Source organism: Candidatus Eisenbacteria bacterium (assembly GCA_020847735.1).
Classification (GTDB): Bacteria; Eisenbacteria; RBG-16-71-46; order RBG-16-71-46; family RBG-16-71-46; genus CAIXRL01.
The window spans coordinates 386,755-400,307 of record JADLBL010000020.1 but is presented as its reverse complement, the minus strand read 5'-3'; the positions used below and the strand labels follow the sequence as shown (position 1 = coordinate 400,307).

The window sequence follows — 13,553 nt, the reverse complement described above, 5'->3', positions numbered from 1 at the left end:
GCCTCGTTCCTACTCTTCGGTGAGCCGGGCGATCACCGCGTGGTTCAGGTAGGCCAGCGGCCACAGGGGGACGAACCAGCCCAGGAGCGTGAGACCCCAGAGTGTGCCGTACACGTCCTGGGCCACGACGGCGAAGGGCGCCCGCATGGCATGCGGGCCGCTCAGGACGCGCAGCGCGTCGGCGGCCCCGACGGCGAGCCCGAAAAGCGCGGCGCCGAAGTAAAGACTCGCGAGTGCGAGGCCGACGCGCCACGCGAGCGAAAAGCGCGGCCAGTTCCCGAACGCCAGCGCGACCAGCGCGCCGATCACCGGCGAGGCCCAGACGCCGTACGTTACCGGCGGCCCCATCGCCCGGTGGCCGATGAGCCAGGCGAGACCGCCCCAGAGTGATCCCGACAGCAGCCCGAGGACGGTCCGCCGAATCCTCTTCTCGCGGCGCATCCGGCGGGCCTCAGCCTCGCGGCGTGTTGCGATTGCGGACCACGCCGGGGTCCGCCACGTCGAGGTAGCCGATGAGGCGCGCATGGCGGCGCGCGGCGTCCGCGAGATCGCGCGCCTGCCGGTCGCGCGCGACGGCGCGGGCGAGCGCGGGCGAGAGCGCCAGCGGGTGTCCGCGCCGGCCGCGGCAGCGGGGCACGAGCGCGTAGGCGAAGCCCTCCCGCGAGCGGCCGCCGAAGGCGCCGAGCGCCTCGGACATCATCGCGCCCAGCTGCGCGACCGTCGCCGGCTTCACTTCCGGGTGATCCACGGGCAGGACCAGGACCGCGCCGGGCTTCAGGCGCAGCGCTTCGGCGATGCCGAACTGCGCGCTCGACAGCATGCCGCGCGCCCAGCGCGTGTTGACCACGAACGACGCCTCGAGCCCGCGGGAACCCTTGTCGCGCGCGGCGTGCACCAGCGGGCTCAGCGCGCCACGGGCGACCAGCGCGCCGAACTCCGCCTCGGCGGCCTCCCGCACTTCGCGCGCCTTCGCGCCCAGTACGATCACGACGTGATCGCAGCTCGCCCACAGGGCCAGCGTGCCGCTGGTGAGAAAGCTCCTTCCCTTCCACTTCACGTTGGCCTTGGGCGCCCCCATTCGGACCGAGGCGCCGGCCGCCAGCAGCACGCCGACGTTCATGCCGGATCTCCCTTCGCGCCCGCCGCGAGCGCCGGGGTGGGGGTTTCGGCGCGAGCCGCCGCCTCGCGCGGCCGGGGCGTCCAGCCCTTCTCCGGCGTCGCGCCGCGGCGCACCGCGATCAGCTCGCCGAGCACGCTGACGGCGATCTCCTCGGGCGTCTGCGCGCCGATCGAAACGCCGAGCGGGGTGCGCAGTCGCGCGATCTGCTCGGCCGTGAAGCCGGCGGCCGACAGCCGCAGCGCGAACTTCCGCTGCTTGGCGAGGCTGCCGATCATGCCGGTGAAGCGCAGCGGACGCGCCAGCAGCCGCTTCACCACGCGCTGGTCGAGCGCGTGATCGTGCGTGACGACGACGGCGTAGTCCTCCGGCGTCGTCTCGAGCGTCCGGGCGGCCGACTCGGGGTCCTCGCAGCGGACCGCCACGCCGGGGAAGCGACCGGCGCTCGCCCACTCGGGGCGGCCGTCAATGACGGTCACGGCGAAGCCGCAGGCGTCGGCCAGCGCGGCGATGGGGCGCGCCACGTAACCGGCGCCGAAGACGAACAGCCGTGGAGCGGCGTCCACCGGCTCGAGGAACACGACCATTTCGCCGCCGCAGCACATGCCGAGGTCCTGTGTCAGGTGCCGCCTCACCGTGCGCGCGGGCCCGCCCGAGGCGAGCATCGCGCCGGCTTCGCGCAGCAGCTCGTGCTCGATCGCTCCGCCGCCGATGCTGCCCGCGGTCTCGCCGTCCGCCGCGAGCAGCATGTGGGTCGCGGCCTTGCGCGGCGTGAAGCCCCGCGACTCGATGACGGTGAGCATCGCGAACGAGCGGCCGGCGGCGCGCCAGCGCGCCAGCGTGCGCCACACGTCGGGCTCGCGCGCCTCGCCGAAGGCGGCGAGCGAAGCGTGCGCCGGCTCCGGACCCGGGACGGCCTCCGGCGCGCGGCGGACCGGCTCGTTCCGCGCTTCGCCGGGCGCTTCGCCGGAGCGCCGGCTCACGCGGCGTCTCCCGCGAACGCCTCGCGCAGCGCGCGCTTGACGAACACCGGCACCATCTCGTGCCGCCAGACGTCGTCGTAGGGCACGTTGGTGAGCGGCTTGCACTGCTTGTAGGCGGCGGCGGCGATCGTCTCGAACAGCGCTTCGCCCGGCGGCTGGCCGACCGCGAGCGCGTCGAGGCCGCCGAGCGTGCGCGGCTTCGCGCCCAGCGCGCTCACGACGATGCGCAGCGCCGTCACCCTGCCGGCCTCGGCACGGCCGGCGACCGCGACCGACAGCATCGGGAAATCGATCGCGCCGCGCGGACGCAGCTTGCCGTAGGCCTGGCGCATGCCGCGCGAGGCGCCGGGCACGACGACGCGCGTCACCAGTTCGCCGGGCGCGAGCACGTTGTTGTGGATGCCGTCGCCGACGAAGAAGTCCTCGACCGCGATCGTGCGGCGGCCCGTCGGGCCGGCGATTTCGACCTGCGCGCGGAGCGCGATCAGGACCGGCGCGACGTCCGAGGAATGGGCGGCGACGCAACGCCTGCCCGCCGGCACGACGTGGCAGCGGACGCCGTCCTTCTTCAGGCAGAAGCCGAGCGCCTCGCGCCAGAAATAGGTCTGGTTGTAGTACGTGCAGCGCGTGTCGAGGCACAGGTTGCCGCCCAGCGTGCCCATGTTGCGGATCTGCGGCGAGGCCACCTTCGAGGCGGCCGTGGCGAGCGCCGGGTAGTCGCGCCGGACCTCCTCCCGCGCCGCCAGTTCGCTCAGCGTGAGCAGCGCCCCCAGCTCAAGGCCGTCGGCCGTCGCGCGCGCGTGGCGCAGCTCCTTCACGCCGGCGAGGCTCACGACCACGCGCGGCTCGTGCAGCCGGTGCTTGAGATTCGGCACCGCGTCGGTGCCGCCGGCGACGAGCAGGCACGCTCCGGCATGCTCCGCGAGCAGGCCGAGCACCTCGTCCACCGATTCCGGCCGCATCCAGCGGAACACCGGCAGGGTCAGCACGGACGCGGTCCTCCCGCGAGCGAGCGCGCCTTTTCCCAGCGTTCGCGGGCGCCGCCGGCGCGCAGCAGCGAGAGCACCCGGGGAGGGTCGAACGGCAACCGGTCGCAGCGCACGCCGAGCGCGTCGTGGATGGCGTTGGCGATGGCCGGGACGCTCGGGTGCAGCGGGCCCTCGCCCGCCTCCTTGGCGCCGTAGGGTCCCTCGGGATCCACCGACTCGACGATGATCGAGTGCAGCCGTGGCGTGTCGAGCGACGTCGGCATGCGGTAGTCGAGCAGGCTCGGTCCGTGGTGCAGGCCGAATCCGTGCCCGGGCGCCGCCGGCTTGTAGCTCTGTGACTCCATCAGCGCCTCGCCGAAACCCATGTAGGCGCCGCCCTCCATCTGGCCCTCGACGTTCACCGGGTTCAGCGCCCGTCCGCAGTCGTGCGCCACCCACAGATCGGTGACCGTCACGAAGCCGGTCTCGGGATCGCAGTCCACCTCGGCGACGTGCGCCGTGAACGAATAGGCGGGCGAGGCGCCGATCGTGCCGCCGCGGTAGTCGCCGCCGAGCCGCGGCGACTGGTACCAGCCGACCGAGCCGAGCGTGCCGTGCCTCGCCTCGGCCGCCTGGAACGCGTCCTTCACGCTCATGGCCTTGCCACGCGGGTCGCTGCTCGCGCACGCGACGCCGCCCGCCAGCACGATCTCGCCCTTCGGCACGTCCCAGCGTTCGGCGAGCGTCGCGGCGATCCGCTCGCGCAGCGCGCGCGCCGCGTCGAGGCAGGCGTTGCCGACCATGAACGTCTCGCGGCTGGAATACGAGCCGAGGTCCACGGGCGTGAGATCGGTGTCGGCGGCGACCACGCGCACGTCGCGCAGCTCGAGGCCGAGTTCCTCGCAGACGATGTAGGCCAGGACCGAGTCCACGCCCTGGCCGATGTCGGAACAGCCGCTGAACACGGTCGCGCGCCCGCTGCGATCGAGTTTGAGCTGCACGGCCGCCTGGGGCATCTCGTTCGGGTAGATGCAGTAGTTGGTGCCGCTGATGTACATGCTGCCGGCGACGCCGACGCCGCGTCCGTAGGGCAGGCGGCGGAACTTGTCCTTCCAGCCCGAGGCGCGCTCGACGCCGTCCAGGCACTGCAGGAAGCCGTTCGAGGTGACGCGCAGGCCGTTCACGGTCCGGACGTTCTCACCCATGAAGTTCTTCCGCCGGACCGCGATCGGGTCGAGGCCGAGCGCTTCGGCGAGCTTGTCGAGCTGGCACTCGAACGCGAAGCGCGGCTGCACCGAGCCGTGGCCGCGCTTCGGCCCGCAGGCGGGCTTGTTCGTGAACAGGCGCGTCGAATCGAAGCGGTACGCGGGCATCGCGTACGGCGCGGTGAGCAGCTGGCCGGAGTAGTAGGTCGTCACCAGCCCGAACGAACTGTAGGCGCCGCCGTCGAGGTGGACGAGCGCGTCCGTTCCGGTCAGCGTGCCGTCACGCTTCATGCCGGTCCGGTAGCGCAGGCGCATCGGATGGCGCCCGCGGTGGGCGTAGAAGACCTCCTCGCGCGTGTAGAGAATCTTGACCGGCCGGCCGGTCACCATCGCCAGCTTCGCGGCGCAGAACTCGAGCGAGAACGGCTCCGACTTGCCGCCGAAGGCGCCGCCCACGACCGGCTGGACGACGCGCACGCGCTGCGTCGGCAGCTCGAGGATCTTCGCGAGGTCCCGGTGGAGGTAGTGCGCCACCTGGGTGCTCGACCAGACGGTCAGGAATCCCGTGGCGTCGAACTCGGCGACGCAGCAGTGCGGCTCGATCGGCGCGTGCGTCGAGCCCTCGTACCAGTACTCGGCCTCGACCACCGCGTCGCTGTTCTCGAGCGCCGCGTCCACGGGCCCGAACTCGAGCCGCACCTGCTTGCTGACGTTGCCTTCCGAGGCCTTCTCGTTGACCTGCCACTCCGGGTGCGCGAGCGCTTCGTCCATGCCGGTGACCGCCGGCAGAACCTCGTACTCGACCCGGATCGCGCGCAGCGCCTCTTCCGCCAGCAGTTCGGTGTCGGCCGCGACGGCGGCGATCGCGTCGCCCACGTAGCGCGCCTTCTCGGCCGCCAGCGCCTGCTCGTCCTCGGTCCACGGGATGATCCCGAACCAGCCCGGCAGGTCCTTGCCGGTGATCACCGCGTGCACGCCCGGCATCGCCAGCGCCGCGCCGGCATCCAGCGAGACGATGCGCGCGTGCGCGTGGATCGAACGCAGCAGCTTGGCGTGCAGCATGCGCGGCAGCACGAGGTCGTCGGCGTAGACGGCCCGGCCGGTCACCTTGGCGAGGCCTTCGACCTTGCGGTTGCGCCGCCCGACGGTCGAGAACGTCCCGCCGTTGGGCGGGTCCGTGCGTCCGGCCTCCCAGCGCGGCGGCGTCAGGCGGTCCTCGCGCGGCATCATCCGCCCTGCCGGAACCGCCATCCCGGCCTTCGCCGGACCGGCCGACCTGCGCCGGGCGCTCACCGCGACTCCCGCAGTTCGCGCGCGGCCAGTTCGACCGCTTCGAGGATCTTCGTGTAACCGGTGCACCGGCACAGGTTGCCCGACAGCGCCTGCGAGATCTCGTCGCGCGTCGGGTTCGGGTTGTCCCGCAGCAGCGCGCAGGCGCTCATCAGCATGCCCGGCGTGCAGAACCCGCACTGCGCCCCGCCGGTGCGGTCGAAGGCGTCCTGCAGCGCGTGCGGGCGGCCGCGCTCCGCGAGGCCCTCGACGGTCAGGACCTCGTGGCCCTGCGCCGCCAGCGCGAGCGTGATGCACGCGAGCACCGGGCGGCCGTCCAGCAGCACCGTGCACGCGCCGCAGTCACCCTTGTCGCAGCCCTGCTTGCTGCCCGTCAGCCCCAGGCCGTAGCGCAGCGCCTCGAGCAGCGTCGTTCCGGCCGTGACCGCGCACTCGCGCTCGTCGCCGTTGACGCGCAGGCGGCCGACGGTGGTCTCGGGAATCTCCAACGCGAGGGTCCTCGGCTGGGGGACGGCGGCTCCGGCTGCGGCGAACCCGGAGATTGAAGCCGCTTTCGCCCGCAGGTGTCAAAGGACGCGCCTGTCTTGCCGCCCGCGCGCGGCGCGTGCATCATCGCGGCCATGATGGATCCGACGCCCCGCCCCGACTCGATCTGGTGGACCGAGGCCGCCCCGCAACTGCCGCCGCTCGCGCAGGACCTCGACGCCGACGTGCTCATCGTCGGCGGCGGCATCGCCGGCCTGACGCTCGCGTACACGCTCGCCGAACAGGGCGCGATGGTCGGGCTGCTCGAGGCCGGCTGGCTCGCCGGCGAGGCCAGCGGACGCAGCGTCGGCTTCCTGCTCGCCGCTCCCGCCGAGCCCTACTCGGAGCGCATCGCGCTCTGGGGCCGCGAGGGCGCGCGCGCGGTGCTGCACATCGGGCGGCGCAACCACCAGCGCATCCGCCAGCTCGTGCAGGAGCTCGGGATCGACTGCGACTACCAGCAGACGGGCTCGCTGCGCATCACGCGCACGCCCGAGGAGAGCGAGGACCTGCGCGGCTCGCTGCCCGAACTGCGGCACGACGGCTTCCCGATGCGCGAGATCCCGGTCACCGACGCGGTGCCGGCGCACGCCGCCGCCGGATTCGACGCGGCCTTCGAAGTGCCCGAGGACGGCATGATGGACCCGGTGCGCTTCCTGAACGGCCTGGCCGTCGCCGCCGCCGCGCGGGGGGCGCGGATCTTTCCCCATTCGCGGCTCGACTCCGCGAAGTGGCAGGCGGGGCTCTGGGAAGCGCGCTGCGGCGCGCACGTCGCGCGCGCCCGCACGCTGGTGCTGGCGACCAACGCGTTCACGCCCCGGCTGCTGCCCCACCTCGCGCCGATCATCGCGCCGCGCCGCGGGCAGGTCATCGCCACGGCGCCGCTCGATCAGGTCGTCACCTCGCGGCCGGCCTACGCGCACTGGGGCTACCAGTACTGGCGGCAGACCGCGGATCGCCGGCTCGTGATCGGCGGCTGGCGCGACACGGACTTCGAGGCCGAGTCGGTGGACGTCAACGAGACGACAGCGAGGATCCAGGCCGCGATCGAGGAAGGCCTGAAGCAACTGGTGCCGGGCGGCGCGCCGATCGAACGCCGCTGGGCCGGGATCATGGGTTATGCACGCGACGGCCGGCCGCTCGTCGGCTGGCTCGACGCGGCGCACCACCTGGCCATCGTCGGCGGCTTCACCGGGCACGGACTGGGCATGGCGGCCTCGTGCACGCAGGACCTGGCCGAACTGCTGTCGTGGAAGCGGGCGACCGGCATCTCGACCTTCGACCCGCAGCGTTTTCCCGAAGTGCGCCAGGGGCGCGAAGGCATCCTGGCGCTGGGCGCCGCGAGGGCCTGAAAGGGCGGCGCGGAAGGCGTTTACGGCTGTTCCATCGCCGGTCTATACTGCCCGCGCCTACGCGGCCACACCTCACCTGCTCCATTCGCGCCCGGGCCGCCCGGGGCCCCACCGGCCCCCGCGCGCCTCGGATGATCGGGGATCCCTCATGAGCATCGAACTCAAGCATCTCGATGAAGTCCGGCAGGCCACCGCGGTGCTGGCCACCGGCAACGGTGACGCGCTCGACCGCCTCGTGTGGACCGGCGTGTTCGGCTCGGGCGAGGTGCGCGACGCCGCGCGCCAGGCGGTGTTCGACCAGTGCCGCAGCGTCGGCATCTACCCGGCCTCGATCCACGGCCTGTACATGGCCCGCGGCCGTGGCGAGGTCGCACCCACGTTCACCGTGCCGGCGATCAACATTCGCGGCATCGCCTACGACACGGCGCGGGCGCTGTTTCGCGCCCGCAAGGCGCTCGACGCCGGCGCGGTGTTGTGCGAGATCGCCCGTTCGGAGATCAGCTACACCGACCAGCGTCCCGCCGAGTACACGTTCGTGGTGCTCGCCGCCGCGCTGCGCGAAGGCTGGCGCGGGCCCGTGTTCCTGCAGGGCGACCATTTCCAGATCAACGCGAAGAAGTACGCGGCCGGGCCCGACGCCGAGCTCAAGAACGTGCTGGATCTCGCGGACGAGGCGCTGAAGGCCGGCTTCTACAACATCGACGTGGACACCTCCACGCTCGTGGACCTCGACCGGCCCACGCACGCCGAGCAGCAGAAACTGAACGGATCGCTGTGCGCGCGGATCACCGCGTTCATCCGCCAGCACGAGCCGGCCGGCGTGACCGTCTCGATCGGGGGTGAAATCGGCGAAGTCGGCGGCAAGAACTCGACGGCCGAGGAGCTGGAGGCGTTCGTCGAGGTCTTCCACTCCGAGCTCGCGAAGCTCTCTCCCGGCAAGCCGGGCATGAGCAAGATCTCGATCCAGACCGGCACGAGCCACGGCGGCGTGCCGCTTCCCGACGGCACGATCGCCACGGTCAAGCTCGACTTCGACACGCTCGAACGGCTCTCGAAGCTGTCGCGTGAAAAGTACGGCTTCGCCGGCGCGGTGCAGCACGGCGCCTCGACCCTGCCGAGCGAACTGTTCGGCGAGTTCCCGCGGCGGGGGGCCTGCGAGATCCACCTCGCGACCGAGTTCCAGAACATGATCTTCGACCACCCGGCCTTCCCGGCCGAGCTCAAGGCGGCGATCTACGCGAAACTCCGCGAGACGGAAGCCGGCGACCGCAAGAGCACCGACACCGACGAGCAGTTCTTCTACAAGACGCGCAAGAAGGCGCTGGGCCCGTGGAAGAAGGAGATGTGGTCCATGCCCGCCGCCGCGCGCGAGGCGATCGGGCAGGCGCTCGAGGAACGATTCTCGTTCCTTCTCCGGCAGCTGCAGGCGGGCGGCACCCGGGCGGTCGCCGAGCAGCACGCGCCCTTCGTTCCCGGCTCCTTCCCCGTCGCCGCGCACGCGGTCGGAGCGGGCAAGGGCCCCGAAGACGTGACGGGCCTTTCGGACTGAGCGAGGACCGCATGGAAAACCGTGCCGTGACCCTGTCGCAGTTCGTGCTGCAGTCGGAGCGGGATCATCCCGAGGCGAGCGGCGAGTTCACCGGCGTGCTGCTCGACATCGCGCTGGCCGCCAAGATGATCAACAAGGCGGTCATCCGCGCCGGGCTGGTGGACGTGCTCGGCGCGACCGGCACGACCAACGTGCAGGGCGAGCGCGTGCAGAAGCTCGACGTCTTCGCGCACGAGACGATCATGAACGTGCTCGGCGTGACCGGGCAGCTCGCGGTCGTCGCCTCCGAGGAGGACGAGGGCATCGTGCCGGTGCCCGACGGCGCGCCGCTCGGCAAGTACGTCGTCAACTTCGATCCGCTCGACGGCTCCTCGAACATCGACGCGAACGTCAACATCGGGACGATTTTCTCGATCCTGCCGCGCATTTCGCGCAAGGGTCATGGCACGCTCGAGGACTGCCTGCAGGCGGGGCGTCGCCAGTTGTGCGCGGGCTACGTCCTTTACGGCACGACGACCATGCTGGTGTACACGACCGGCGACGGCGTGCACGGCTTCACGTTCGAGCCGAGCATCGGCGAGTTCCTGCTCTCCCACCCGAACATCCGCACGCCGGAACGCGGCCGCATCTACAGCGCCAACGAGGGCAACTACGCCAAATGGCCGGTGGGCGTGCGCCGCTACGTGGACTGGCTCAAGGCCGACGACAAGGCCACCGGTCGCCCCTACAGCGCCCGCTACGTGGGCTCGCTGGTGGCCGACTTCCACCGCAACCTGCTGTACGGCGGCATCTACCTGTACCCCGGCGACTCCAAGAACCCGAACGGCAAGCTGCGCCTGCTGTACGAGGGAGCGCCGCTGGCGTTCATCGCCGAGCAGGCCGGCGGCGCGGCGAGCAATGGTTCGCAGCGCATCATGGACATCGCTCCTTCGTCGCTCCATCAGCGCAGCCCGCTGTTCCTGGGCAGCCCGGTGGACGTGCGCGAGTGCGAGGAGTTCATCTCCGGCCGCCACGAGGGCGTGACGATCGAGCGGCGCGGCTAGGCTCCGTCTGGGAACGCCGCGGGGCGTTCACAGATAGAACCTGGGCGGGTTCCGCCGCCTCAGGCCGCGGCCCGAAGCTCCTGTTCGCCGCCCACGGGCACGAGAATGGTGAACGTGCTGCCGTGGCCCGTGCGGCTCTCGATCTCGATGCGCCCGCCGTGCGCGGCGACGATGCCGCGGGCGAGCGAGAATCCGAGCCCCAGCCCGCCGGAGCCGAACTCGAGGCCGACCGACGATCGGTGATGCGCGGCGTCGCGCTGGGCCGCGCCGTGGGCGCGCAGCGATTCGACGCTGCCCTCGCTCATGCCGACCCCGGTGTCGGCCACGACGATCCGCAGCTGGTCCTCCTCGATGTCCGCGCGGACCTCCACGCGCCCGCCGTCCGGCGTGAAGCGCACGCCGTTGGTGATCAGGTGCGTGAGGGCCTGAACCAGCGCCTGGTGGTCCACCTCCACCTTCGCCTCGGGCGCCGAGATCGAGGTCGCGACCTCGACCGCGCGTCCGGCCGCCGACTGCCGGGCGGCCTCGACGGCCACCTGCACGATCGAGCGCACCGGCACCGACTTGCGATCGAGCGACAGGCGCTCGTTGCGCATCTCCGCGACCATCGCCGCGTCCTCGGCGACCCGCCCGAGCCGCTCCAGGTATTCGTGCATGGACTCGACGACCCTCGACTGCCTCGGGCTCAGCGGTCCGAGGCTGCCCTCGGCGAGCAGGTCGCGATAGCCGGACAGCACGCTGATCGGGGTGCGCAGCTCGTGCGAGGCGATGCTGATGAACTCGCTCTTCAGCCTCGTCGCCTGCTCGAGACTCTTCACGTAGGCCTGTTCGCGCGCGCGCATGCGCGTGAACTGGTCGGCGAGGTAGCCCACCTCGTCGTCGCGGCGCACTTCGATCGGGTGCTCGTAGTTGCCGGCCTCCATCTCCTTCGCACCGAGCACGAGCTTCTGCAGCGGCCGCACGATCTGCTCGCTGAAGATCAGGCTCGTGGCGATGGCGAGCATGAGAGCGACGGCGGCGAGGGCGACGAGGTCGTTGCGGATCGCCTTCTGGAACGCCGCCTCGGGATCGAACGCGCGCTGCAGCACGTAGAACTGCATCGCGCTCGCCGAAGTTCCGGGGATGCGGCGCACCAGGGTCAGGTACTCGCGGGCCCCGTGCACGCGCAGCAGCCCGAGCCGGACCGGGTTCGTGTCGGGTCCGAGCTGGATCTGGTTGAGCGCGTCGAGAAGCTTCTGGCGGTCGGAGGCGTCCGGCAGCGTCGTGCCGGTGATGGCACGACCGGAGAGGAACGACACCTCGCAGCGCATCTGCGTCCGCAGGTCGGAAGCGAGCGCCGTGCCGATCTCCGCGCCCAGCATCAGCACGCCGACCTGCCGGCCATCGGCGCGCACCGGCACCGCCACCGCCTGGTAGTGCGTGCGGCCCTCGGCGAGCACGCCGGTCGTGACCTCGCCGCCGAGCGCGCGGGCCACGAGCGCCTTGCGCGCGTCGGGCGAGGACTTCGACTCGCCCACCGAGGTCACGAGCCTGCCCCTGCGGTCGAAGACCTCGAAGACGTCGGTCTGGGTGATGCCGTTGAAGTCGTGGGCCATGCCCCGCACGGTCGCGTCGAAGCGCGCGTCGCGCTGGTCCAAGCCGAGCATGAGCAGCGAGAAGAAGCGCGGGTCCTGCGCGACCACGAGCGCGCCACCCTCGAGCGCCCGCATGCGGGTGGCGAGCATGCCCTCGAAGACCGCGGCCGAGTGGCCGAGGTTTTCGTGCAGGCTCGAGGCATCCACGTGCTCGGCCACGTCGCGGTCCACCATCACGAGCGTCGCGACGGCGAGCGAGACCGGCGTGAGCACCGTCAGCAGCAGGATCTTCCAGCGGAGTCCGAGGCGCACGTGCGGTTCGTCCTAGAAGGTGGGGTTGAGTTCGACCGTGCCGCGCCGGGGAACGTTGAACGGCAGGCTGAGCTCGCCCAGGCGCGGGTGCCAGGCATGCAGTACGTAGCGTCCCGCCGGCAGCCTCGGCAGGCGGAAGCGCCCGGAGGCGTCCGGCGTGGCGTAGGCGCGGTTCGGTGTCACCACGACGTAGCCGACGGCCTTCGGGTGGATCTCGCAGTGCAGGTTGACGACGCCGGCGCGTCCGAACTCGAGCGTGTCGCGCCGTCCGGGCGGCGCCTTGCCGAGGTCGAATCGTTTCGCACCCGAGACGCTGAAGGCGCTGTGATAGAGGCGGTCACGGTTCGCGAACTCGACGCTCGTGCCCGCGGGCACCGCGAGCACCCTCGGCGAGAAGCGGTCGTCGCGCTCCCCGACCCGGGGCAACGGCGGATCGGCCTTCGGCTTCCAGAAGACGAACCAGCCGCGCGGCGGATCGGCGAGCGCGCGTTCGAGTTCGGCGGGAATCTTCTCGACCCAGACGACTCCTTCGCCGGCGCTTTTCTGCTGCCGCGCGGCGGTCCCTTCCGCGTGCCGGGACGCCTCGCGGGCGCCCGCCGACAGCCACAGGGTGCCCTTCACGTTGGTGCCGCCGAAGGCGGAGGAGCCCGCCAGGCAGCCGGCGAGAGCGAGCGCTGCGGCGAGCTTCGGCATTCGGGGTGTGTTCCTCAGCGCACGGGACATCCTGCCAATCCTCCGCGATACCGGCCGTGATCCACGGAGGTTTTCGGACGGCAGGTCCCGGGAGTTGAGGACGGAAAGCCCGCCCGGCGCGGTTCCGCCCGCTTCGCGCCGGCCCGCGGGCGGAGCGGGCGGCCTGCACGGTCCCTCAGGGGCGCAGGACGACCTGCTTGTAGACGCGCGCGGCGGCCGCGCCGCCGAGCAGGGGGCCGAGCCAGTAGATCCAGTGCGCCGTCCATACGCCCGAGGCGCAGGCCGAGCCGAAGGCCCGTGCCGGATTCAGGGCGGCGCCGGTGAGAGGGCCGGCGACCAGCATGGCCATGAGCCAGGTGAGGCCCACGCCGAAGCCGCCGAGTCGCGGCGCGCGCTCGTCCACGAGCGTGCCCCACACGGAGGTCACGAGCAGGAAGGTGAGCACGAACTCCAGCATCAGGCCCATGGAGACCGAGACGCCCGCGCCGGGCATCGGCACGCCCCAGTGCGTGGCCTGGCCGGATTCGCCGGGCAGCACCGAGCGCAGCAGGAAGCTGGCCGCGATCGCCCCGATCAGCTGCGAGAACCAGTAGGTGATGGCCGACGTCCACGACTGCCGGCCCGTGACCACGAAGCCGAAAGTCACCGCCGGATTGAAGTGCCCGCCGGAGGTCGCCCCGAGCGCCGAGATCATCAGCGCCAGCGCCAGGCCATGCGCGACCGCGATGGACAGCAGCGCCGTCGGTCCGGCGCCGACGAGGTGCTGGACGACGATCGCGCCCTGGCCGACGAAGCACAGCGTGAACGTGCCGAGGAACTCGGCCCAGTAGGACTTGGGACCCTGATCCATGGGGATCTCCCGAACCGGACGCGCCGCGTGAGCGAACCGCCGCGGAAACTAGGTGCGGGCGGGGCGGCGCGTCAACGCGCGCCGCGACGTCG

The 13,553-nt window shown here is 72.0% G+C and carries 12 protein-coding genes; 3 read left to right on the top strand and 9 right to left on the bottom strand.

Annotated elements, in window-relative coordinates; genetic code table 11:
* Positions 1–9: 9 nt before the first annotated feature.
* The 6 genes from IT347_10345 to IT347_10320 form a co-directional block, all read right to left on the bottom strand.
* Positions 10–441 (bottom strand): hypothetical protein, encoded by a 432-nt coding sequence (locus IT347_10345; GenBank protein MCC6349973.1) that lies wholly within the window; start codon positions 439–441, stop codon positions 10–12.
* Between the two features lie 10 nt (positions 442–451).
* Positions 452–1,120 (bottom strand): NTP transferase domain-containing protein, encoded by a 669-nt coding sequence (locus IT347_10340; protein ID MCC6349972.1) that lies wholly within the window; start codon positions 1,118–1,120, stop codon positions 452–454.
* Positions 1,117–1,920 (bottom strand): XdhC family protein, encoded by an 804-nt coding sequence (locus tag IT347_10335; protein ID MCC6349971.1) that lies wholly within the window; start codon positions 1,918–1,920, stop codon positions 1,117–1,119. The genes IT347_10340 and IT347_10335 overlap by 4 nt, the downstream gene beginning before the upstream one ends.
* A 176-nt stretch (positions 1,921–2,096) precedes the next feature.
* The gene (locus IT347_10330; GenBank protein MCC6349970.1) at positions 2,097–3,089 is read right to left on the bottom strand and encodes an FAD binding domain-containing protein; all 993 of its coding nucleotides are present in this window, start codon (positions 3,087–3,089) and stop codon (positions 2,097–2,099) included.
* The gene (locus IT347_10325; protein ID MCC6349969.1) at positions 3,083–5,566 is read right to left on the bottom strand and encodes a molybdopterin-dependent oxidoreductase; all 2,484 of its coding nucleotides are present in this window, start codon (positions 5,564–5,566) and stop codon (positions 3,083–3,085) included. The genes IT347_10330 and IT347_10325 overlap by 7 nt, the downstream gene beginning before the upstream one ends.
* Positions 5,563–6,021 (bottom strand): (2Fe-2S)-binding protein, encoded by a 459-nt coding sequence (locus IT347_10320; GenBank protein MCC6349968.1) that lies wholly within the window; start codon positions 6,019–6,021, stop codon positions 5,563–5,565. The genes IT347_10325 and IT347_10320 overlap by 4 nt, the downstream gene beginning before the upstream one ends.
* A gap of 126 nt (positions 6,022–6,147) precedes the next feature.
* Here IT347_10320 and IT347_10315 point away from each other — a divergent pair, with 126 nt between their 5' ends.
* The 3 genes from IT347_10315 to fbp all read left to right on the top strand — a co-directional run bounded on the left by IT347_10315 (position 6,148) and on the right by fbp (position 10,032).
* The gene (locus tag IT347_10315; GenBank protein ID MCC6349967.1) at positions 6,148–7,440 is read left to right on the top strand and encodes an FAD-binding oxidoreductase; all 1,293 of its coding nucleotides are present in this window, start codon (positions 6,148–6,150) and stop codon (positions 7,438–7,440) included.
* A gap of 148 nt (positions 7,441–7,588) precedes the next feature.
* Positions 7,589–8,989, top strand: a complete 1,401-nt coding sequence (locus tag IT347_10310; protein ID MCC6349966.1) for a class II fructose-bisphosphate aldolase — start codon at positions 7,589–7,591, stop codon at positions 8,987–8,989.
* Between the two features lie 11 nt (positions 8,990–9,000).
* Entirely contained in the window at positions 9,001–10,032 is a 1,032-nt protein-coding gene (gene fbp / locus IT347_10305) for a class 1 fructose-bisphosphatase (protein ID MCC6349965.1), read from the top strand.
* 59 nt (positions 10,033–10,091) lie between these two features.
* Here the strand turns inward: fbp and IT347_10300 are convergent, their stop codons facing one another.
* The 3 genes from IT347_10300 to IT347_10290 form a co-directional block, all read right to left on the bottom strand.
* Complete coding sequence (locus IT347_10300; GenBank protein ID MCC6349964.1) at positions 10,092–11,918, bottom strand: HAMP domain-containing protein; 1,827 nt, start codon at positions 11,916–11,918, stop codon at positions 10,092–10,094.
* 12 nt (positions 11,919–11,930) lie between these two features.
* Positions 11,931–12,611 carry a hypothetical protein gene (locus IT347_10295; protein MCC6349963.1) on the bottom strand — a complete coding sequence of 227 codons (681 nt, stop codon included), beginning with the start codon at positions 12,609–12,611 and terminating at the stop codon, positions 11,931–11,933.
* A 175-nt stretch (positions 12,612–12,786) separates the two neighbouring features.
* A complete protein-coding gene (locus tag IT347_10290) occupies positions 12,787–13,461 on the bottom strand; it encodes an aquaporin (protein MCC6349962.1) in 675 nt (224 codons plus the stop codon).
* Between the last annotated feature and the right edge of the window lie 92 nt (positions 13,462–13,553).